This window comes from Pseudomonas sp. GW821-FHT09E12 (assembly GCF_059416085.1).
Genome location: NZ_JBWKOM010000009.1, coordinates 279,180 through 299,812, shown reverse-complemented (window position 1 = coordinate 299,812; position 20,633 = coordinate 279,180). Strand labels below are relative to the sequence as shown.

General features: G+C 62.9%; 18 protein-coding genes. 13 read left to right on the top strand and 5 right to left on the bottom strand.

Annotated elements, in window-relative coordinates:
• Window positions 1–16 precede the first annotated feature (16 nt).
• The 3 genes from AC07PQ_RS25480 to AC07PQ_RS25470 are packed head-to-tail and all read right to left on the bottom strand — an operon-like array spanning window position 17 to window position 2,705.
• Window positions 17–784 (bottom strand): heme ABC transporter ATP-binding protein, encoded by a 768-nt coding sequence (locus tag AC07PQ_RS25480; RefSeq protein WP_493186755.1) that lies wholly within the window; start codon window positions 782–784, stop codon window positions 17–19.
• Complete coding sequence (locus AC07PQ_RS25475; RefSeq protein ID WP_177323787.1) at window positions 784–1,767, bottom strand: FecCD family ABC transporter permease; 984 nt, start codon at window positions 1,765–1,767, stop codon at window positions 784–786. The genes AC07PQ_RS25480 and AC07PQ_RS25475 overlap by 1 nt, the downstream gene beginning before the upstream one ends.
• Window positions 1,768–1,817: 50 nt before the next feature.
• Window positions 1,818–2,705, bottom strand: a complete 888-nt coding sequence (locus AC07PQ_RS25470) for a heme/hemin ABC transporter substrate-binding protein (RefSeq protein WP_007924641.1) — start codon at window positions 2,703–2,705, stop codon at window positions 1,818–1,820.
• Between the two features lie 214 nt (window positions 2,706–2,919).
• On the opposite strand from AC07PQ_RS25470, the gene AC07PQ_RS25465 reads away from it, so the two are divergent.
• Window positions 2,920–3,237: a Rieske (2Fe-2S) protein gene (locus AC07PQ_RS25465; protein ID WP_493186754.1), complete on the top strand. Its 318-nt coding sequence runs from the start codon at window positions 2,920–2,922 to the stop codon at window positions 3,235–3,237.
• Here AC07PQ_RS25465 and sfsA read toward each other — a convergent pair.
• Both sfsA and AC07PQ_RS25455 read right to left on the bottom strand, forming a co-directional pair.
• Entirely contained in the window at window positions 3,234–3,947 is a 714-nt protein-coding gene (sfsA, locus tag AC07PQ_RS25460) for a DNA/RNA nuclease SfsA (RefSeq protein WP_007924643.1), read from the bottom strand. The two genes, AC07PQ_RS25465 and sfsA, sit on opposite strands and share 4 nt — an antisense overlap.
• The gene (locus AC07PQ_RS25455) at window positions 3,947–5,119 is read right to left on the bottom strand and encodes a pyridoxal phosphate-dependent aminotransferase (RefSeq protein ID WP_493186753.1); all 1,173 of its coding nucleotides are present in this window, start codon (window positions 5,117–5,119) and stop codon (window positions 3,947–3,949) included. Before AC07PQ_RS25455 ends, sfsA begins: the two co-directional genes overlap by 1 nt.
• Window positions 5,120–5,456: 337 nt before the next feature.
• On the opposite strand from AC07PQ_RS25455, the gene dksA reads away from it, so the two are divergent.
• The 12 genes from dksA (at window position 5,457) to acs (ending at window position 20,601) form a co-directional block, all read left to right on the top strand.
• A complete protein-coding gene (gene dksA / locus AC07PQ_RS25450) occupies window positions 5,457–5,897 on the top strand; it encodes an RNA polymerase-binding protein DksA (RefSeq protein ID WP_007924645.1) in 441 nt (146 codons plus the stop codon).
• Between the two features lie 145 nt (window positions 5,898–6,042).
• Window positions 6,043–6,939: a tRNA glutamyl-Q(34) synthetase GluQRS gene (gluQRS, locus tag AC07PQ_RS25445; RefSeq protein ID WP_493186752.1), complete on the top strand. Its 897-nt coding sequence runs from the start codon at window positions 6,043–6,045 to the stop codon at window positions 6,937–6,939.
• Window positions 6,940–7,016: 77 nt separating this feature from the next.
• The gene (locus tag AC07PQ_RS25440) at window positions 7,017–7,193 is read left to right on the top strand and encodes a hypothetical protein (protein WP_003176118.1); all 177 of its coding nucleotides are present in this window, start codon (window positions 7,017–7,019) and stop codon (window positions 7,191–7,193) included.
• The gene (locus tag AC07PQ_RS25435) at window positions 7,177–10,131 is read left to right on the top strand and encodes a sensor histidine kinase (protein WP_007924650.1); all 2,955 of its coding nucleotides are present in this window, start codon (window positions 7,177–7,179) and stop codon (window positions 10,129–10,131) included. Before AC07PQ_RS25440 ends, AC07PQ_RS25435 begins: the two co-directional genes overlap by 17 nt.
• Window positions 10,132–10,153: 22 nt before the next feature.
• The gene (locus tag AC07PQ_RS25430; protein WP_007924652.1) at window positions 10,154–11,584 is read left to right on the top strand and encodes a sigma-54-dependent transcriptional regulator; all 1,431 of its coding nucleotides are present in this window, start codon (window positions 10,154–10,156) and stop codon (window positions 11,582–11,584) included.
• Between the two features lie 734 nt (window positions 11,585–12,318).
• Window positions 12,319–13,722 carry a polynucleotide adenylyltransferase PcnB gene (locus AC07PQ_RS25425; RefSeq protein ID WP_009045657.1) on the top strand — a complete coding sequence of 468 codons (1,404 nt, stop codon included), beginning with the start codon at window positions 12,319–12,321 and terminating at the stop codon, window positions 13,720–13,722.
• A 4-nt stretch (window positions 13,723–13,726) separates the two neighbouring features.
• Window positions 13,727–14,206, top strand: coding sequence for a 2-amino-4-hydroxy-6-hydroxymethyldihydropteridine diphosphokinase (folK, locus tag AC07PQ_RS25420; RefSeq protein WP_087091974.1), 480 nt, complete (start codon window positions 13,727–13,729; stop codon window positions 14,204–14,206).
• Between the two features lie 237 nt (window positions 14,207–14,443).
• Entirely contained in the window at window positions 14,444–15,244 is an 801-nt protein-coding gene (gene panB, locus AC07PQ_RS25415; RefSeq protein ID WP_007924658.1) for a 3-methyl-2-oxobutanoate hydroxymethyltransferase, read from the top strand.
• On the top strand, window positions 15,241–16,095 hold the full coding sequence (panC, locus tag AC07PQ_RS25410) for a pantoate--beta-alanine ligase (protein ID WP_493186751.1): 855 nt from the start codon (window positions 15,241–15,243) through the stop codon (window positions 16,093–16,095). The genes panB and panC overlap by 4 nt, the downstream gene beginning before the upstream one ends.
• Window positions 16,096–16,204: 109 nt before the next feature.
• Window positions 16,205–16,585 (top strand): aspartate 1-decarboxylase, encoded by a 381-nt coding sequence (gene panD, locus AC07PQ_RS25405; RefSeq protein WP_007924662.1) that lies wholly within the window; start codon window positions 16,205–16,207, stop codon window positions 16,583–16,585.
• Window positions 16,586–16,824: 239 nt separating this feature from the next.
• On the top strand, window positions 16,825–18,489 hold the full coding sequence (gene pgi / locus AC07PQ_RS25400) for a glucose-6-phosphate isomerase (protein ID WP_007924664.1): 1,665 nt from the start codon (window positions 16,825–16,827) through the stop codon (window positions 18,487–18,489).
• A 174-nt stretch (window positions 18,490–18,663) separates the two neighbouring features.
• The gene (gene acs, locus AC07PQ_RS25395; protein ID WP_101339144.1) at window positions 18,664–20,601 is read left to right on the top strand and encodes an acetate--CoA ligase; all 1,938 of its coding nucleotides are present in this window, start codon (window positions 18,664–18,666) and stop codon (window positions 20,599–20,601) included.
• Window positions 20,602–20,633: the final 32 nt, after the last annotated feature.

Below are 20,633 nucleotides of genomic sequence, written 5' to 3'. Positions count from 1 at the left end.
GTCTCCGCGAATCGCCTCAGCGGGCGATGATCAAAGGGTGGCCGCGCTCGGGATGCGCCTGCACCAACACCTCCAGTCCGAACACCGCCTTGAGCGGTTCGGGCCGCAGCACCTGCGCCGGACTGTCCAGCGAGTGGGGCCGCCCGCCTTCGAGCAGCAACAGGCGATCACAATATCGCGCGGCGAGGTTCAGATCATGCAGGATCACCAGGACCGCGACCCCACGATCGGCAAATTCGCGGATGGCCTGCAACGTGACATGTTGATGTAAAGGGTCGAGGGCCGAGGTCGGCTCATCGAGCAACAGGGTCTGACCGACCGCGCCCGGCCACAGCTGCGCCAACACCCGGGCCAGGTGCACGCGCTGACGTTCGCCGCCCGACAAGGCCACATAGCTGCGACCGTACAGGTGCCCGGCATCCGCCGCTTGCAGGGCCTGCAGGACGATCTCGTCATCCCGCGCCCGGCCGCTTTGATAAGGCAGGCGCCCCAGGCCGACGACCTCTTCGACCCGGAAGGCGAACTCGAGCGTCGAACTTTGCGGCAACACCGCCAGCCTTTGCGCCTTTTGCCCGCCGTCCCACCTGGAGAGCTCACGCTGATCCAGCCAGACCTGACCCTGATCGGGTTTCAGCTCGCCGCACAAGGCCGCCAGCAAGGTGCTTTTGCCCGCGCCATTGGGCCCTAGCACTCCCAGCACTTCACCGGGCTTGAGCTCGAGGTCGATCCCTTCCAGCACGGTTTTCCTGCCACGGCGCACCGCCAGATTTTCCGCTCGCAGCATCAGGCGCGCCCTCGCAATAACAAAAACAGAAAGAATGGCGCCCCGATGAAAGCAGTCACGATGCCGATGGGCAGCTCCGCAGGCGCCAGCGCCAGGCGCGCCACCAGATCCGCCAACAACAGCAGGCTGGCGCCGGCCAGTATCGACGCCGGCAACAAGGTCCGGTGGTCAGGCCCCGATAGCAGTCGCACCAGATGGGGCACCACCAGCCCGACAAAGCCGATCAACCCGGCAGCAGCGACAGCCGCGCCGACCCCCAGCGCGGTACAGAACACCAACTCCCGCTTCAGCCGTTCGACATCGATCCCCAGATGACCGGCTTCAGACTCCCCCAGCAGCAAGGCATTCAAGGCCTTGGCCCGGCGTGGCAGCCACAATGCCACGGCCGCGCTGATCAGCAGCAGCGGCCACAACCTCGAATAACTGGCACCGTTGAGACTGCCCAGGTTCCAGAACGTCAGGGTGCGCAAGGTCGCGTCGTCGGCCAGGTAGGTGAACAGGCCCACCGCCGAGCTGGCCAGCGCCGTCAACGCGATCCCGGCCAACAGCATGGTCGCCACATGGGTCTGGCCGTTGCGCCGCCCCAGGCGGTAGACCAGCCACGCCACCACCAGACCACCGAGAAAGGCACAGAACGACAGCAGGTAAGGACCGATCGCTTCCGGCACGCCACCCAGCAACGAGCCACCGACGATGGCAAAGGCCGCGCCCAGCGCCGCGCCACTCGAAACGCCTACCAGCCCCGGGTCGGCCAGGGGATTGCGAAACAGCCCTTGCATCGCCACGCCGGACAGGGCCAGGACGCCCCCTACGGCCAACCCCAGCAAGGTGCGTGGCAGGCGAATCTGCCCGAGGATCAGTTCAGCCTGCTCCAGCCCCTGCCCCTCAATAGGCAGGCCCAGCAAACGCAGGGCGGCACGCAGGGTGTCGAGCAACGGCAGGCTGACCGGCCCGAGTGCCAGGGACAGCCAGATCGCCAACAGACACAGCAGGCTCAGGCCAATGAACAACGCACGGGGTTTAAGCAAAGGGGTCATTGGGCGGTGCTGGCCTGGCTCGACTCGGCTGGATAGAAACCGGCCGACAGCCTTTTCAGGCTCTGTGGCAAGCGCGGCCCCAGGCCTCCCACCAGCAAGGTCGGATCAATCTCGAAGACCCGGCCGGCCTTGGCCGCGCCGCTGGAGGCGAGAATCGGGTTCTCCTTGAACAGCGCGGCGCGGGCCGCCTCACCACTCAGGCTGCGATCGGCAAACACCAGCACCTCGGGGTTGAGTTCGGCCAACGACTCATTGGAAAAGGGCTTGTAGCCCGTATGGGTCGCAAGGTTGCGTCCGCCCGCCTGCTGCAGCAGCCAGTCGGCGGCCGTGTCCTTACCGGCAATCAGAGGTTTGCCACCCGCATGCCCGAGCAACAGCAGCACCCCCGGCGCGGCCTGTTTCTTCTGGGCCTGGCCGACCCAGGCCCGCTGCTGCTCCAACTGCTGCTGGTATTGCTCGAACAGCTGCGTCGCCTTGTCTTCGCTACCCAGCAACTTGCCCAGATGCTGCAGGTTGCCCCGCAGGGTCGGCAGGTCGGCCTGGGCCGAGAACAGTTCGACCTGCACCCCGGCGCTGCGCACCTGCGAGAGTACTGGCGGCGGCCCCATCTCTTCGGTACCCACCAGAATCTGCGGGCGCAGGCTGAGAATGCCTTCCGCCGACAACTGACGCTGATAACCGATACTCGGCAGGCTCTTCAGGGATTCGGGATGCTGGCTGGTGGTGTCCACGCCCACCAGCTTCGATTCGGCGCCCAGCGCGCTCACCCATTCGGACAAGGCGCCGCCGGCGCTCACCCAGCGTTGTGGTAGCTCGGCCGCCGCAGCGGCATGGCTGGCCAGAAGTCCGACACAGAGCGCGATTGCGCGGGCACTCGAACGCATAAAGGTATTTCCTTCAGAGAGTGGGCCCACGGAAGCCGCCGTACATGTGACATGCCCTGCAACCCAGGCATCGAAATGAGCAAGCGCCCCACAGGCGAAGCGGCCATTTGATAATTGTTTGCATTTGACCGTCAAGCACAGACATGTTTCACCAAGCGCCCACAGGAAAACTGTGACAGCCTGAGCCCAGAGCCGTCGGTTACCGAGGATAGACATGAAGTTTCTTTGCCCCCCCGGCGATCTGCCGGAGGCTTCCAGCCGAGGTTTCAACCTTGAAGGCCGGCCGCTTTTCGCGGTGCGCCGCGATCAACAGGTATACGTCTACACCAATCGCTGCCCCCATCGCGGGGTCGCTCTGGAGTGGCAACCCGATCAGTTCCTCGATCAAAGCGCCAGCTTGATTCAGTGCGCCACCCACGGTGCACTGTTTCTGATCGAAAACGGTGAATGCGTCGCCGGCCCCTGTGCCGGGCAACCCCTGAAGGCCATCCCCTGCCGGGAAGACAGCCAGGGCATCTGGGTTCAGCTTTAGCCGTTGAGCAATACGTCCAGACGACGGTCGATGCACACTTCTTCGGCGGTCAAGCGTACCCCGTAGGCCAGTACCTCGACCCCGGACGCCACTGCCTCGCGCAGCGCCGCGGCATAACCGGGGTCGATCTCTTCGGCCGGTCGCACCGCTTCGACACCCGACAGGTTGACGCAATACAACTGCACCGCGCGAATACCGTCCCGCGCCAGACAGGCCAATTCCCGCAAATGCTTGGCACCACGCTGGGTCACCGCATCCGGAAAGGCCGCGACCGCGGAGCCGTCAAAGCCCAGGGTGACGCTTTTGACCTCGACGAAAGCCGGGCCGTCCAGATAGTCCAGGCGGAAGTCGATACGACTGTTTTCCTGGCCATAGGGCACTTCCCTCTTGAGGGCGGTAAAACCGTTCAACTCAGCGATCACCCCGGCGTGCAAGGCTTCTTCCACCAGCGTGTTAGCCCGCGCCGTATTGACGCAAGCCAGCCGCCCCTGGGGCGTTTCGCTGATTTCCCAGGTCCCCGGCAATTTGCGCTTGGGGTCATTGGAACGGCTGAACCAGACCTGCCCGCCCTCGACCATGCAATTGAACATGGAACCCGTGTTGGGACAGTGAATGGTCAGCAACTCGCCGCCAATGGTCTCGATATCGGCGAGAAAACGCTTGTAACGACGGACCAGGCGACCTTCTTCGAGGGGGGGATGAAAACGCATCAGCCTTGCCAGCTCCGCAGGCCACGGGCAATCCGCTCCACCGCTTCCTGCAGGCGCGGCAGGCTCTGGGTGTAGGCGAACCGGACATGGTGCCCGGCCTGATGACGACCGAAATCCAGCCCCGGGGTAAAGGCAATGTGTTCGGTCTCGAGGAAATGCCGGCAGAAGGCAAAGGCATCGCCGCCGAATGCGCTGATATCGGCATACAGGTAGAACGCCCCTTCCGGCTCTACCGCAATGCCAAAACCCAACTCGCGCAGGGCTGGCAGGAGGAAGTCGCGGCGCCGCTGAAACTCGTTGCGACGCTCTTCGAGAATACTGATGGTGTCTGGCTCGAAGCAGGCCAGCGCAGCGTACTGGGCCATGCTCGGGGCACTGATGTAGAGGTTCTGCGCCAGCTTCTCCAACTCGCCGACCGCCGCCTGTGGCGCCACCAGCCAGCCCAGGCGCCAGCCGGTCATGCCGAAATATTTGGAAAAGCTATTAAGGACAAAGGCGCCGTCATCGACTTCCAGCACGCTGGCGGCATCGCAGCCGTAGGTCAGGCCGTGGTAGATCTCGTCCACCACCAGATGACCGTTACGCGCCTTCACCGCGGCCGACAGCCCCGCCAGTTCGTCGCGGGAAAGCAAGGTCCCGGTGGGGTTGGCCGGCGATGCCACCAGGGCGCCGACGCTGTCCTGATCCCAATAGCGCTCCACCAGATCCGGTGTCAGCTGATAACGCACGTCCGGGCCGACCGGCACCAGTTGCGCCGCGCCTTCCACCAGGCGCAGGAAGTGCCGGTTGCAGGGGTAGCCTGGGTCCGCCAGCAGCCAGTGCTTGCCGGGGTCGACCAGCAAGCTGCTGGTCAGCAGCAGCGCACCGGAACCACCGGGAGTGATCATGATGCGCTCGGGGTCGATGTCCAGCCCGTAACGCTGCCGATAGAATCCGGAGATGGCCGTGCGCAGCTCGGGAATCCCGCGGGCGGCGGTGTAGCGGGTCCTGCCCGCTTCCAGTGCGGCCTGCCCGGCCTTGATGATCGGCTCAGCCGTGGTGAAGTCCGGTTCACCGATTTCCAGGTGAATCACATCGTGCCCGGCCGCTTGCAGCTCATTGGCACGGGCCAGCAGGGCCATCACGTGGAAAGGTTCGATAGCGCGGCTGCGCGCACTGTAGGGCTGAGCCATTAGCCTTCCTTCATTGAAGTGAGCAAAAAACCGATTCTACCCAACCCCGGGGACAAGGGAGAGCCCAAAGCCTTTGAGCCCCCGCCATCCACCCCATTAAAGAACACCGACACCAGGCCCAGGCTTGGCTAAAATCATTAATTGACCAGGCCCCCGAACAGACCAGGCCAGGCGGCATCGACCTTTGCAAGCGCCGCGGGACGCGGGCTCGACAACCGGGAGTAGCGCCGTCCGATTTGATCTGGTAAGTTCGCCCGCTTGCAGTCGCAGGGCCGGCATGTGTCGGTGATGGAGCAATCCTGCGCAATGGATTACATGAGTAGAGGCGGTCCATTTCATGCCCACCCAAGCAAAGCAACAGAATCAATCGATCAGCGGCTTCGAGCCTTATGTTGAAACCGCAGGCGAAGAGTACATGGGCAAGCCCATGCGCGAGCACTTCACCAAGATCCTGAACAAGTGGAAACAGGACTTGATGCAGGAAGTCGATCGCACTGTTGATCACATGAAAGACGAAGCAGCCAACTTCCCCGATCCGGCCGACCGTGCCAGCCAGGAAGAAGAATTCAGCCTGGAACTGCGCGCCCGCGACCGTGAGCGCAAGCTGATCAAGAAGATCGACAAGACGCTGCAACTGATCGAAGACGAAGAATACGGCTGGTGCGAATCCTGCGGCGTCGAGATCGGTATTCGCCGCCTGGAAGCCCGCCCTACCGCCGACATGTGTGTCGACTGCAAGACCCTGGCGGAAATCAAGGAAAAACAAGTCGGCAAATAATCGCTGGCTTGAATGAAAAACGGAGCGTGCGAACGCTCCGTTTTTGTTTCTGCCGCCCTCCCCCCTGTAGGAACGAGCTTACTCGCGATGGCGATCCGCCAGACGCCATCGTCACCTTGGGACCGAACGAAGTAACATCCTCTCCATGACTGCCTCTCACGCCTCTTCCTACATCGGGCGCTTTGCCCCAACCCCCAGCGGGCACCTGCATTTCGGCTCGCTGGTCGCCGCCCTGGCCTCCTACCTCGATGCCCGCGCCGTCGGCGGCCGCTGGTTGTTACGCATGGAAGACCTCGACCCCCCCCGGGAAGAGCCCGGTGCCCAGGCAGCCATTCTCAAGGCCCTGGAAAGCTACGGCTTCGAGTGGGACGGCGAAATGGTCCGCCAGAGCGAGCGGCACGCGGCCTACGCCGAAGTCCTCAACCGTCTGTTCAACCAGGGCCTGGCTTACGCCTGCACCTGCTCGCGCAAGCAGCTGGAACCCTACCATGGCATTTATCCGGGCCTGTGCCGCAATGCCGGACATGGCCAGGAAGATGCATCCATCCGCTTGCGCGTACCGGAGCTGGAATATCGTTTCACCGATCGGGTCCAGGGCGAATTCCGCCAGCACCTGGGACGGGATGTGGGCGACTTCGTGATCCGCCGCCGCGACGGCCTCTACGCCTATCAACTGGCAGTGGTGCTCGACGACGCCTGGCAAGGGGTGACCGATATCGTCCGCGGCGCCGACCTGCTGGACTCCACCCCGCGCCAGCTGTACCTGCAGGAGCTGCTCGGCCTGCCACAGCCGCGCTACCTGCATGTGCCGCTGATCACCCAGCCGGATGGGCATAAACTGGGCAAGTCCTACCGCTCCCCGCCGCTGGCCGCGGACCAGGCCACCCCGCTGCTGTTGCGTGCCCTGCGCGCCCTGGGGCAGAAAACCGACAGCGAAATGGTCGATGCCAACCCTCGGGAAGTGCTGAGTTGGGGCATCGAACACTGGGATGCTTTACTGATCCCACGCACACTGAGCGTGCCCGAAGCGCAAATCCGCTGACGCCCCTTGCAGGTTGGCGCCCATCCGTTACCATCGCCGCACGTTTTCGGGCACGCACACAATAAAGAGAGGCCGAGATGTACATCTATCGCTTGGTCCTACTGCTGGTAGTGGGGATCTATCTGTTCTCCCCCGCCATCATGGATTGGTGGATCGATGCTACGGGCGCCTGGTATCGCCCGTATCTGCTCTGGCTGATCCTGATCGTCGTGACCTTCATCCTGCAGAGCCAAAAAGATGCCGATGAGCTTTAGCCTGACCCAGATGATCCTGATCAGCGCCGCGTACCTGCTGGTGCTGTTCGGGGTGGCCTGGATCAGCGAACGCGGCATGATCCCGCGCTCGATCATCCGCCACCCGCTGACCTACACCCTGTCCCTCGGGGTCTACGCCAGCGCCTGGGCCTTTTATGGCACGGTCGGCCTGGCCTATCAGTACGGCTACGGTTTCCTTTCCAGTTATCTCGGGGTTTCCGGTGCCTTCCTGCTGGCGCCGGTGCTGCTTTACCCGATCCTGAAAATCACCCGCACCTACCAACTGTCGTCGCTGGCCGACCTGTTCGCCTTCCGTTTTCGCAGCACCTGGGCCGGCGCGCTGACCACGGTGATCATGCTGGTCGGGGTATTGCCGCTGCTGGCCTTGCAGATCCAGGCAGTCGCGGACTCCATCGGTATCCTCACCCGCGAGCCGGTGCAGCACCGGGTGGCCCTGAGTTTCTGCGCGCTGATCACCCTGTTCACCATCTTCTTCGGCTCCCGGCACATCGCCACCCGGGAAAAGCACGAAGGCCTGGTGTTCGCCATCGCCTTCGAGTCGGTGATCAAGCTGATCGCCATTGGTGGCGTCGGCCTCTATGCCCTGTACGGTGTGTTCGATGGGCCGCAACAGCTGGAACTCTGGCTGCTGCAGAACCAGACCGCCCTCGCCGCCCTGCACACGCCATTGCAGGAAGGGCCCTGGCGCACCCTGCTGCTGGTGTTCTTCGCCTCGGCGATCGTGATGCCGCACATGTACCACATGACTTTCACCGAGAACCTCAACCCGCGCTCGCTGGTCAGCGCCAGCTGGGGCCTGCCGCTGTTCCTGTTGCTGATGAGTCTGGCGGTACCGCTGATCCTCTGGGCCGGCTTGAAACTGGGCGCCACCACTAATCCCGAATACTTCACCCTCGGCATCGGCATCGCCGCCAACAAACCGGCATTGGCCTTGATGGCCTATATCGGTGGGCTTTCCGCCGCCAGCGGCCTGATCATTGTCACCACCCTGGCGCTGTCGGGGATGGCCCTCAACCATCTGGTGCTGCCGCTGTATCAGCCACCGGCCGAAGGCAACATCTACCGCTGGCTGAAATGGACCCGCCGCGCACTGATCGTGGCCATCATCATGGCCGGCTATGCCTTCTACCTGCTGCTGGGGGCCGAACAGGACCTGGCCAACCTCGGCATCGTGGCCTTTGTCGCGACCCTGCAGTTCCTCCCCGGCGTACTCTCGGTGCTGTACTGGCCGACTGCCAACCGGCGCGGCTTCATCGCCGGGCTGATGGCCGGGACGCTGGTGTGGCTGGTGACCATGTTGCTGCCGCTGATCGGCAACTTGCAGGGCTTCTATATACCGCTACTGAACATGATCTATGTGCTGGACGACACCAGCTGGCACATGGCGGCCATTGCCTCGCTGGCCGCCAACGTCCTGATGTTCACCCTGATTTCGCTGTTCACCAACGCCAGCTCCGAAGAAGCCAGCGCCGCCGAAGCCTGCGCGGTGGACAACGTGCGCCGGCCGCAACGTCGCGAACTGCATGCTGCCTCACCCCAGGAGTTCGCCACCCAGCTGGCCAAGCCCCTGGGCGCCAAGGCCGCGCAGAAGGAAGTCGAGCAGGCGCTGCGCGACCTCTACCTGCCCTTCGACGAACGCCGCCCCTATGCCCTGCGCCGCTTGCGCGACCGTATCGAGGCCAACCTGTCCGGCCTGATGGGCCCCAGCGTGGCCCAGGACATGGTGGAAACCTTCCTGCCCTACAAGGCCGGCGGCGAAAACTATGTGACCGAAGACATTCACTTCATCGAAAGCCGGCTCGAGGACTACCACTCGCGCCTGACCGGCCTGGCCGCCGAGCTCGACGCCTTGCGCCGCTACCACCGCCAGACCTTGCAGGAGCTGCCGATGGGCGTCTGCTCCCTGGCCAAGGACCAGGAAATCCTCATGTGGAACAAGGCCATGGAAGAGCTCACCAGCATTCCGGCGCAGCATGTGGTCGGTTCGCGCCTGAGCACCATCGCCGATCCCTGGAGAGAGCTGCTGCAAGGCTTCATCAACATCCCCGATGAACATCTGCATAAACAGCACCTGGCCCTCGACGGCCAGACCCGCTGGCTGAACCTGCACAAGGCCGCCATCGACGAACCCCTGGCCCCGGGCAACAGCGGCCTGGTGCTGCTGGTGGAAGACCTGACCGAAACCCAGATGCTCGAAGACAAGCTGGTGCATTCCGAACGACTTGCCAGCATCGGCCGCCTGGCCGCCGGCGTGGCCCACGAAATCGGCAACCCGATCACCGGTATCGCCTGTCTGGCGCAGAACCTGCGCGAAGAGCGCGAAGAAGACGGCGAACTCACCGAAATCAGCGGCCAGATCCTCGAGCAGACCAAGCGCGTATCGCGCATCGTCCAGTCGCTGATGAGCTTCGCCCACGCCGGCAGCCACCAGCACAACGACGAAGCCGTGTGCCTGGCCGAGGTGGCGCAGGACGCCATTGGTCTGCTGGCGCTGAACCGGCGCAACTTCGAAGTGCAATTCTTCAACCTGTGCGATCCGGACCACTGGGTCGACGGCGACCCGCAGCGGCTCGCCCAGGTACTGATCAACCTGCTATCCAATGCCCGCGACGCCTCACCGGCGGGCAGCGCGGTACGGGTCAAGAGCGAGGCCAGCGAACACACGATCGACCTGATCGTCGAAGACGAAGGCAGCGGCATCCCCTCGAGCATCATGGATCGACTGTTCGAACCCTTCTTCACCACCAAGGATCCTGGCGAGGGCACCGGACTGGGCCTTGCACTGGTCTATTCCATCGTTGAAGAGCATTATGGACAAATCACCATCGACAGCCCGGCTGACACCGAAAGCCAACGCGGCACCCGTATCCGGGTGACTTTACCGCGTCATGTCGAAGCGACGTCCGCTGTGAACTGAGACCGTCGAGAGAATCGAATCAATGCCGCACATTTTGATCGTCGAAGACGAAACAATTATCCGCTCCGCCTTGCGCCGCCTGCTGGAACGCAACCAGTACCAGGTCAGCGAAGCCGGTTCCGTGCAGGAAGCACAAGAGCGTTTCAGCATTCCCACGTTCGACCTGATCGTCAGCGACCTGCGCCTGCCAGGCGCCCCCGGCACCGAACTGATCAAGCTCGGCCAGGGCACCCCGGTGCTGATCATGACCAGCTACGCCAGCCTGCGCTCGGCGGTCGACTCGATGAAGATGGGCGCGGTGGACTACATCGCCAAGCCTTTCGACCACGACGAAATGCTCCAGGCCGTGGCGCGCATCCTGCGCGACCGCCAGACCGCGCAAAGCAGCCCCAACGAGCGGCCGGCCGCCAAGCCGGGCAACGGTGCGGACAAAGCCAGCGCCAGCAACGGCGAAATCGGTATCATCGGTTCCTGCCCACCGATGCAGGATCTGTACAGCAAGATCCGCAAGGTCGCCCCGACAGACTCCAATGTACTGATCCAGGGTGAGTCCGGGACCGGCAAGGAACTGGTAGCCCGCGCCCTGCACAACCTGTCCAAGCGTGCCAAGGCGCCAATGATCTCGGTGAACTGCGCAGCCATTCCGGAAACCCTGATCGAGTCCGAGCTGTTCGGACATGAAAAAGGCGCCTTCACCGGTGCCAGCGCCGGGCGCGCCGGCTTGGTGGAAGCGGCGGACGGCGGCACCCTGTTCCTCGACGAAATCGGCGAACTGCCACTCGAAGCCCAGGCCCGCCTGTTGCGTGTGCTGCAGGAAGGCGAGATTCGCCGGGTCGGTTCGGTGCAATCGCAGAAGGTCGATGTGCGCCTGATCGCCGCGACCCACCGCGACCTCAAGAGCCTGGCCAAGATCGGCCAGTTCCGTGAAGACCTGTATTACCGCCTGCACGTGATTGCCCTGAAACTGCCAGCCCTGCGCGAGCGCGGCGCCGACGTCAACGAAATCGCCAATGCCTTCCTCGCCCGTCAAAGCGCGCGCGTGGGCCGCACTGACCTGAAGTTCGCTCCGGACGCCGAGCAAGCCATTCGTCACTACTCGTGGCCAGGTAACGTTCGCGAACTGGAAAACGCCGTCGAGCGCTCGGTCATCCTGTGCGAAAGCCCGGAAATCTCCGCCGAGCTGCTGGGTATCGATATCGAACTGAGCGATCTGGAAGACGACGAATTCATCGGCCTGGCGCCCCAGGCCGCCAACGCCAACAACAGCAGCCACGAGCCGACCGAAGACCTGTCGCTGGAAGACTACTTCCAGCATTTCGTCCTCGAGCACCAGGACCATATGACCGAAACCGAACTGGCGCGCAAACTGGGCGTCAGCCGCAAATGCCTGTGGGAACGCCGCCAGCGCCTGGGCATCCCACGGCGCAAGACCGGGGTCGCCAGCGAAAGCTGAAGTCCGGCGGTAACGGGTTGCGGGTAACACGCGACCTTGTGAAAAAACTGTTACCTCAGTCATTTCACGTAACAAAAGCCGGGGCTTAAGGTAACGAAGCCCCGGCTTTTTTTCGCCCGCGAAAACCTCAACACCACGCCTAACCCCTTGTTTTACTGGGCTTCGCAAAAGTTGGCACGGCACCTGCTATATGTTTGGTACAAGAACAATAACAAGCAATGCATAAGACAATAAAAATAAGACGAATCGACTCACGCACAATAAAAACAACACGGCGGAGGCGCAGCTAACTGATTCTTTTGGAGAGGCGTTGTCATTGGGGCTTGCCCCACAACCAGGCCGAGAACAACAAAAACTGCCCTAAGGCAGAGCCTGAACTGGTTGGATCATCGATCATTGCAACACAGCGACCAAAGCAATCCGTTTGCTCTTGGCTCCCGATTGGGAGGGTCATCCTGGGTTAACCAGGTGACAAGGGCGTTAAACAAAAACAAAAAGCCCGAAACCAATAATAAAAATAGAGCACGCAAACACTTCTGGGGGAGCTTCGGCTCCCCTTGTGGTTTCCGCGATTGCGACTTTACTGACGCAAAGCCCCGCCAACCCGCGTTCCAAAGCCCCGCGCACGACTCGCCGCAGCTTCCTACACCATCCCCCGACTAAATGCTAGAATCCCCGCCCATCATGCGGTCATTCTTCGTTATGGCCGAACATTCCTTCAAACAGTGCATCCCATGCTGAAGAAGTTGTTCCAGTCATTCCGTTCTCCCTTGCGTCGTACGCAACACAAACGCAGCACGCCTGAAGTGCTCAACAGCAGCCAACACTCGCTGCAACGCGCCCAGTTCAGCCGTTATGCGGTGAACATCGTCGAACGCCTGCAGAACGCCGGCTACCAGGCCTACCTGGTCGGCGGTTGCGTGCGCGACATGTTGCTCAATATCACCCCCAAGGATTTCGACGTCGCCACCAGCGCCACGCCGGAACAGGTGCGGGCCGAATTCCGCAATGCACGGATCATCGGCCGTCGGTTCAAGCTGGTGCATATCCACTTCGGCCGCGAAATCATCGAGGTCGCGACCTTCCGCGCCAATCACCCGCAAAACGATGAAGAGGAAGACAGCAACCAATCCTCGCGCAACGAAAGCGGGCGCATCCTGCGCGACAACGTGTACGGCACCCTCGAAGAGGACGCCCAGCGCCGCGACTTCACCATCAACGCCCTGTATTACGATCCGGTCAGCGAACGCATCCTCGATTACGCCAACGGCGTGCACGACATTCGCAATCACCTGGTCCGCCTGATCGGCGATCCACGCCAGCGCTACCAGGAAGACCCGGTACGCATGCTGCGGGCCGTGCGCTTCGCCGCCAAGCTGGATTTCGGCATCGAGAAACACACTGCCACACCGATCCGCGACCTGGCCCCCATGCTGCGGGAAATCCCCTCGGCGCGTCTGTTCGAGGAAGTGCTCAAGCTGTTCCTGTCCGGCCATGCCGCCGACACCTTCGAGATGCTGGTCGACCTGCAACTGTTCGATCCGCTGTTCCCGGCCAGCGCCGAGGCACTGGAGTACAACCCGACCTACACCCATACGCTGATCAGCGAAGCCCTGGTCAATACCGACCTGCGCATCAAGCAGAACAAGCCGGTAACCCCAGCCTTCCTGTTCGCCGCGCTGCTGTGGCCTGCCTTGCCGGCTCGCGTGCTGCGCCTTCAGGAACGCGGCATGCCGCCGATTCCGGCGATGCAGGAAGCCGCTCACGAATTGATCAGCGAACAGTGCCAGCGCATCGCCATTCCAAAACGCTTCACCATGCCGATCCGCGAAATCTGGGACATGCAGGAACGTCTGCCACGCCGCAGCGGCAAGCGCGCCGATCAACTGCTGGACAACCCGCGGTTCCGCGCCGGCTATGACTTCCTGCTGCTGCGCGAAAGCGCCGGCGAACAGACCGATGGCCTGGGCGAATGGTGGACCGACTATCAGGACGCCAACGAAGCCGGTCGCCGCGACATGATTCGCGATCTGAGCGGCAAGGACGAAGCCGGCACAGGTCCGCGCAAGCGTCGCCGCAGCAGTGGCGCCAAACGCAAACGCGCCACCGCCGGCGCACCGAGCGCTTCCGGCGAATAACCCGATGGAACGCATCTACATCGGCATGGGCAGCAACCTGGCTGCCCCGGCAGAGCAATTGCGCAGCGCGATCGACGCCCTGGCGCAGTTGCCGCACAGCCAACTGGCGGGGGTCTCGGCCTTCTATCAAAGCGATTCCCTGCTGCCCGGCCAACCGCGTTACACCAACGCCGTGGCCGCCCTGGACAGCAGCCTCGCGCCCCTCGAACTGCTGGACGCGCTGCAAGCCATCGAAAACGGCCAGGGCCGCGAGCGTCTCGAACGCTGGGGGCCACGTACCCTGGACCTGGACATCCTGCTGTTCGGCGATCGCCTGATCGACGAACCGCGGCTCAAGGTCCCGCATTACCACATGCAGGCCCGGGCCTTCGTCCTCTATCCCCTGGCCGAACTGGCCCCCGTCGACCTGCAACTGGCCGATGGCCGCCACCTGCGCGATCTGCTCGCCGCCTGCCCATTTGTCGGCCTGGAACGCCTGGCTTGACTGCTGAAACGCATCAGTTACGGCGGTAACACTCACGCCGTAACAAGGCGGTAACACATGCAATTGACTTCCCGAGTTCTCCTCACGACTATAGGCGTCCCGTTGCCGCCAACACGGCGTTACAGGGCGCAATCCAGGCCTTATAAGCACGACAACAGACCGTGCGCCTGCATAGATAAAGAATCACGCGCGTTACTCGCAGCAGTTTCCAGAGCGCCTGAATGAGGACCCCTTTTCATGCCAGACATCACCCTGACCACCCTGCAAGGCCTCAAGCAGAAAGGTGAAAAAATCACCATGTTGACCTGCTATGACGCGACCTTCGCCCACACCTGTTGCCAGGCCGGCGTTGAAGTACTGCTGGTGGGCGACTCCCTCGGCATGGTCTTGCAAGGGCACGACAGCACACTGCCAGTCACTACCGCCGAGATGGCCTACCACGTCGCCGCGGTCAAACGCGGTAACAGTGGTGCCCTGATCCTCGCCGACCTGCCGTTCATGGCCTACGCCACCACCGAACAGGCCCTGAACAACAGCGCCCAGTTGATGCAGGCCGGTGCGCACATGATCAAGGTCGAAGGCGCACTCTGGCTGGCGGAGTCCATCCGCCTGCTGGCCGAACGCGGTATCCCGGTCTGCGCCCACATGGGCCTGACCCCGCAGTCGGTGAACATCCTCGGCGGCTACAAGGTCCAGGGCCGTAACGAAAACCAGGCCCGGCAGATGCGTGCCGACGCCATCGCCCTGGAAGCGGCCGGCGCAGCGATGCTGCTGCTCGAATGCGTGCCGAGCGAACTGGCGGCGGAAATCACCCAGGCGGTGAAAATTCCGGTGATCGGCATCGGTGCCGGCAGCGGCACCGACGGTCAGGTGCTGGTTCTGCACGACATGCTGGGCCTGTCCCTGAGCGGTCGCGCGCCGAAGTTCGTGAAGAACTTCATGGCCGGCCAGGAAAGCATCCAGGCCGCCCTGAGCGCCTACGTCAATGAAGTCAAGGCCGTGACCTTCCCAGGCGCCGAACACGGGTTTTCTGCATGAATACTGTCAAAACCGTACGTGAACTGCGTGCCGCCGTGGCCCGTGCCCGCAGCGAGGGCAAGCGCATCGGCTTCGTACCGACCATGGGCAACCTGCACAGCGGTCATGCGGCCCTGGTGACCAAGGCGGCCCAGCGGGTGGATTTCGTGGTGGCGAGCATTTTCGTCAACCCGCTGCAGTTCGGTGCCGGCGAAGACCTCGACAAGTACCCGCGGACCCTCGCCGCCGACCAGGAAAAGCTCCTGCAAGCCGGTTGCCATCTGCTGTTCGCCCCGACCGTCGAAGAGATGTACCCCGACGGCATGGATGGCCAGACCCGGGTCAGCGTGCCGCAGCTCTCCGAAGGCCTGTGCGGCGCCAGCCGTCCCGGGCATTTCGAAGGAGTGGCCACGGTGGTCAGCAAGCTGTTCAACATGGTGCAGCCGGACCTTGCAGTCTTCGGCCAGAAGGACTTCCAGCAACTGGCGGTGATCCGCGCCCTGGTGCATGACCTGAACATGCCGATCCAGATCATCGGCGAGCCCACCGTACGTGCCGCCGACGGCCTCGCGCTGTCGTCGCGCAACGGCTACCTGAGCGAGGAACAACGTGCCATCGCCCCCGTGATCTATCGTGGCCTGACTCAAATCGCCGAGGCCATCAGCCAGGGCGAGCGGGACTATCCAAAGCTGCTGGACGAGCAAAAACGAGTGCTCGAAGCCGCAGGTTTGCGCCCCGATTACCTGGAAATCCGCCACGCCCGGACCCTGCGCCCGGCCACCGAGCAAGACCGCGACCTGGTGATCCTGGCGGCGGCCTATCTGGGCGCTACCCGCCTGATCGACAACCTGCATCTGGACCTCGACGCCTAGGTCCCAAAGGCCGATTGCCCGAAGCCCGACCTTCGGGCAAACTGCCGCCGCCCGGGGCCTGCAGCGATGCTGCGGGCTCTGTTCGAGGACCTGACCGAGAGAACCACTCATGCACGCCATCATGCTCAAGGCCAAGCTGCATCGCGCCGAAGTCACCCACGCTGTGCTCGACTACGAAGGCTCCTGCGCCATCGACGGCGAATGGCTGGACTTGTCCGGTATCCGTGAGTACGAACAGATCCAGATCTACAACGTCGACAATGGCGAACGCTTCACCACCTACGCCATTCGTGGCGAGGAAGGCTCGCGCATGATCTCGGTCAACGGCGCCGCCGCGCACAAGGCCAAGGTCGGCGACCGGGTGATCATCTGCGCTTACGCTCACTACAGCGAAGCCGAACTGCTCAACTTCAAGCCACGCATGCTCTATATGGCGCCGGGCAACGAGCTGAGCCACACCAGCCATGCCATCCCGGTTCAGGTCGCCTGAACCCCAGTCATTCTCACCCCCTGAAAATCTGTTCGTGCGCGGCTCTGAGGCGCCGGTGTAAAAAAGTACCGGCCGCAGGTCAGACAAAGCCAAGACAGATCAGCACGCGAGAGTTACTGTTATCGCCCTGCGTGCTTAATCGTGTCAGCGCAGGTTTGACCGAACGTTATTCTTCGAGCAGGACGTTCCGGGCTTTTCAGTGTCCAACAGGCAGTTCAAGTAAAAGGAAAACCGCAGCGATGGCGTACTACCGCACTCCTCACGACGTTACCGCTCTGCCCGCCTGGCAAGCGTTGAATGACCACCGCCAGGCCATGCAGGATTTCAGCATGCGCGAGGCCTTCAATGCCGACCCGCAGCGCTTTCATCAATTCAGCCTCAGCGGCTGTGGGCTTTTTCTAGATTACTCGAAGAACCTGATCACCTCCGAAACCCGCAACCTGCTGGTGGGCCTGGCCAACGAAGCCGGCCTGCAGGACGCGATCAAGGCGTTGTTCGCCGGTGAGCTGGTCAACTCTTCCGAAGGCCGTCCGGCCCTGCACACCGCCCTGCGCCGCCCGGTGGGCGACAAGCTGTCGGTCAACGGCGTCAACGTGATGCCGGAAGTGCACAAGGTGCTGAACCAGATCACCGAGCTGGTCGGGCGCATCCATGACGGCCTGTGGCGTGGCTACACCGAGAAGCCGATCACCGACGTGGTGAACATCGGCATCGGCGGTTCCTTCCTCGGCCCCGAGCTGGTGTCCGAAGCCCTGTTGTCCTACGCCCAGAAAGGCGTACGTTGCCATTACCTGGCCAATATCGACGGCAGCGAGTTCCACGAGCTGTCCTCGAAGATCCGCGCCGAAACCACCCTGTTCATTGTCTCGTCGAAATCCTTCAATACCCTGGAAACCCTGAAGAACGCCCAGGCCGCACGCGCCTGGTACCTGGCTCAGGGCGGCTCCGAGGCCGAGCTGTATCGCCACTTCATCGCAGTGTCGAGCAACAACGCCGCCGCGGTGGCCTTCGGCATCCGCGAAGAGAACATCTTCCCGATGTGGGACTGGGTCGGCGGGCGTTACTCGCTGTGGTCGGCCATCGGCCTGCCGATCGCCCTGGCCATCGGCATGTCCAACTTCAAGGAACTGCTGTCCGGTGCCTACACCATGGACCAGCACTTCCAGACCGCGCCGTTCGAACAGAACATGCCGGTTCTCCTGGCCCTGCTGGGCGTGTGGTACGGCAACTTCTGGGGCGCGCAAAGCCACGCGATCCTGCCGTACGACCACTACCTGCGCAACATCACCAAGCACTTGCAGCAGCTGGACATGGAATCCAACGGCAAGAGCGTGCGCCAGGACGGCACGCCGGTTTCCACCGACACCGGCCCGGTGATCTGGGGGGGCGTGGGCTGCAACGGCCAGCACGCGTACCACCAGTTGTTGCACCAGGGCACCCAGCTGATTCCGGCCGACTTCATCGTTCCGATCGTCAGCTTCAACCCGGTCGCCGACCATCACCAGTGGCTGTACGCCAACTGCCTGTCGCAAAGCCAGGCGTTGATGCTGGGCAAGACGCGCGCCGAGGCCGAGGCCGAGCTGCGTGAAAAAGGCCTGAGCGAGGCCGAAGTCCAGAAGCTGGCACCGCACAAGGTGATCCCCGGCAACCGCCCGAGCAACACCCTGGTGGTCGAGCGCATCAGCCCGCGCCGCCTGGGCGCGTTGGTGGCGATGTACGAACACAAGGTCTTCGTGCAGAGCGTGATCTGGGGCATCAACGCCTTCGACCAATGGGGCGTGGAGCTGGGCAAGGAGCTGGGCAAGGGCGTCTACAACCGCCTGGTCGGCAGCGAAGAAACCCCGGCCGAGGATGCTTCGACCCAGGGCCTGATCAACTACTTCCGCGGTCGCCACCGCGGCTGATAGCCGCCTGAAATAGCCTTTCGCGAGCAATCGAGCGTCGACCGGCTGCTCCTACAGAATCCGTATCCATCTGTGGGAGCGAGCTTGCTCGCGATTGGCCTCCCTCCCCTTGAACCCCTTCCGATCAAGGCGCATCTTTATTACTTGTCGCTAAAACAAGAATAAGGAACCGTCATGTTCGATATCAGCATGTTCCCCCAAGCCGATGCCGTCCGCCGGGCCGCACAATTGAGTCAGGACGACTACCAGCGGCTGTACCGCGAATCCATCGAGCACCCCAGTACCTTCTGGGCCGAACAGGCCACCCGCTTTCTCGACTGGAGCGCTCCCTGGCAAACCGTGCAGCGCTATGACCTGAAAACCGGCGCCGCCAGCTGGTTCGCCGGCGGCCAGTTGAACGTCAGCTACAACTGCATCGACCGCCATCTGGAAAAACGCGGCGATCAGGTAGCGATCATCTGGGAAGGCGACGACCCTGCCGAGTCGCTGCAAATCACCTACAAGAAACTCCATCACTACGTCTGCCGCCTGGCCAACGTCCTGAAAAGCCGCGGCGTGAAAAAAGGCGACCGGGTGTGCATCTACATGCCGATGATCCCCGAGGCGGCCTACGCCATGCTCGCCTGCACCCGTATCGGTGCGGTGCACTCGGTGGTCTTTGGCGGATTTTCCCCGGACGCGTTGCGCGACCGCATTCTCGACGCCGACTGCCGCACCGTGATCACCGCTGACGAAGGGGTGCGCGGCGGCAAGTTCATACCCTTGAAAAACAACGTCGACAAGGCCCTGCAAAGCTGCCCGAACGTCAGCACCGTGGTGGTGATCGAGCGCACCCAGAACCCGGTGAACTGGATCGAAGGCCGCGACCTCTGGTATCACCAGGCCCTGCGCGACGTCGAAGACGACTGCCCGCCGCAACCGATGGACGCCGAAGACCCGCTGTTCATCCTCTACACCTCAGGCAGCACCGGTAAACCCAAAGGCGTGCTGCACACCACCGGCGGCTACTTGCTGCAAGCGGCGATGACCTTCAAATACGTACTGGACTACCGCGAAGGCGAAGTCTTCTGGTGCACCGCCGACGTCGGCTGGGTCACCGGCCACAGCTACATCGTCTACGGCCCGCTGGCCAATGGCGCGACCACCCTGATCTTCGAGGGCGTGCCCAGTTATCCGAGCAGCTCGCGCTTCTGGGAGGTCATCGACAAACACCGGGTGAACATCTTCTACACCGCCCCCACCGCGTTGCGGGCGCTGATGCGCGAAGGCCCCGAGCCGCTGCAACACACCTCGCGCAGCAGCCTGCGCCTGCTGGGCACTGTCGGCGAGCCGATCAACCCGGAAGCCTGGGAATGGTATTTCAATAGCGTCGGCGAGCAGCGCTGCCCGATCGTCGACACCTGGTGGCAGACCGAAACCGGCGGCATCATGCTCAGCCCGCTGGTCAGCGCCAGCTACATCAAGCCGGGCTGCGCCACCCGCCCGATGTTCGGCGTGCAACCGGTGCTGCTGGATGAGCACGGCAAGGAAATCAACGGCGCCGGCAGCGGCATCCTGGCGATCAAGGCCAGTTGGCCGGCACAGATCCGCAGCGTCTACGGCGACCCGCAGCGCATGGTCGAGACCTATTTCAAACCCTACCCGGGCTACTACTTCACCGGCGACGGTGCGCGGCGCGATGAAGACGGCGACTACTGGATCACCGGACGCATCGACGACGTGATCAACGTGTCCGGGCACCGCATCGGCACCGCCGAAGTCGAGAGCGCCCTGGTCCTGCATGACAGCATCGCCGAGGCCGCGGTGGTCGGCTATCCCCACGACCTCAAGGGCCAGGGCATCTATGCCTTTGTCACCCCGATGAACGGCGTCGAGCCCAGCGAAGAACTGAAGAAGGAACTGTTGAGCCTGGTCAGTCGCGAGATCGGCAGTTTCGCCAAGCCGGAACTGATCCAGTGGGCGCCGGCCTTGCCGAAAACCCGCTCGGGCAAGATCATGCGGCGTATCCTGCGCAAGATCGCCTGCAACGAGCTCGACAGCCTGGGCGATACCTCGACCCTGGCCGACCCGAGCGTGGTCGAGGGCCTGATCGATAAACGCCTGAACCTCTGAGCAGGGCCTCGGGCCTCAACCAAGGAACAGCC

Bases quoted from the DNA above. Each gene is read 5' to 3' on its own strand.
- panD (WP_007924662.1), top strand. From the start codon at position 16,205: ATGCACGCCATCATGCTCAAGGCCAAGCTGCATCGCGCCGAAGTCACC.
- panC (WP_493186751.1), top strand. From the start codon at position 15,241: ATGAATACTGTCAAAACCGTACGTGAACTGCGTGCCGCCGTGGCCCGT.
- sfsA (WP_007924643.1), bottom strand. From the start codon at position 3,947: ATGCGTTTTCATCCCCCCCTCGAAGAAGGTCGCCTGGTCCGTCGTTAC.
- AC07PQ_RS25455 (WP_493186753.1), bottom strand. From the start codon at position 5,119: ATGGCTCAGCCCTACAGTGCGCGCAGCCGCGCTATCGAACCTTTCCAC.
- AC07PQ_RS25430 (WP_007924652.1), top strand. From the start codon at position 10,154: ATGCCGCACATTTTGATCGTCGAAGACGAAACAATTATCCGCTCCGCC.
- AC07PQ_RS25465 (WP_493186754.1), top strand. From the start codon at position 2,920: ATGAAGTTTCTTTGCCCCCCCGGCGATCTGCCGGAGGCTTCCAGCCGA.
- AC07PQ_RS25440 (WP_003176118.1), top strand. From the start codon at position 7,017: ATGTACATCTATCGCTTGGTCCTACTGCTGGTAGTGGGGATCTATCTG.
- gluQRS (WP_493186752.1), top strand. From the start codon at position 6,043: ATGACTGCCTCTCACGCCTCTTCCTACATCGGGCGCTTTGCCCCAACC.
- dksA (WP_007924645.1), top strand. From the start codon at position 5,457: ATGCCCACCCAAGCAAAGCAACAGAATCAATCGATCAGCGGCTTCGAG.
- AC07PQ_RS25470 (WP_007924641.1), bottom strand. From the start codon at position 2,705: ATGCGTTCGAGTGCCCGCGCAATCGCGCTCTGTGTCGGACTTCTGGCC.
- pgi (WP_007924664.1), top strand. From the start codon at position 16,825: ATGGCGTACTACCGCACTCCTCACGACGTTACCGCTCTGCCCGCCTGG.
- panB (WP_007924658.1), top strand. From the start codon at position 14,444: ATGCCAGACATCACCCTGACCACCCTGCAAGGCCTCAAGCAGAAAGGT.
- AC07PQ_RS25425 (WP_009045657.1), top strand. From the start codon at position 12,319: ATGCTGAAGAAGTTGTTCCAGTCATTCCGTTCTCCCTTGCGTCGTACG.
- folK (WP_087091974.1), top strand. From the start codon at position 13,727: ATGGAACGCATCTACATCGGCATGGGCAGCAACCTGGCTGCCCCGGCA.
- AC07PQ_RS25480 (WP_493186755.1), bottom strand. From the start codon at position 784: ATGCTGCGAGCGGAAAATCTGGCGGTGCGCCGTGGCAGGAAAACCGTG.
- acs (WP_101339144.1), top strand. From the start codon at position 18,664: ATGTTCGATATCAGCATGTTCCCCCAAGCCGATGCCGTCCGCCGGGCC.
- AC07PQ_RS25435 (WP_007924650.1), top strand. From the start codon at position 7,177: ATGCCGATGAGCTTTAGCCTGACCCAGATGATCCTGATCAGCGCCGCG.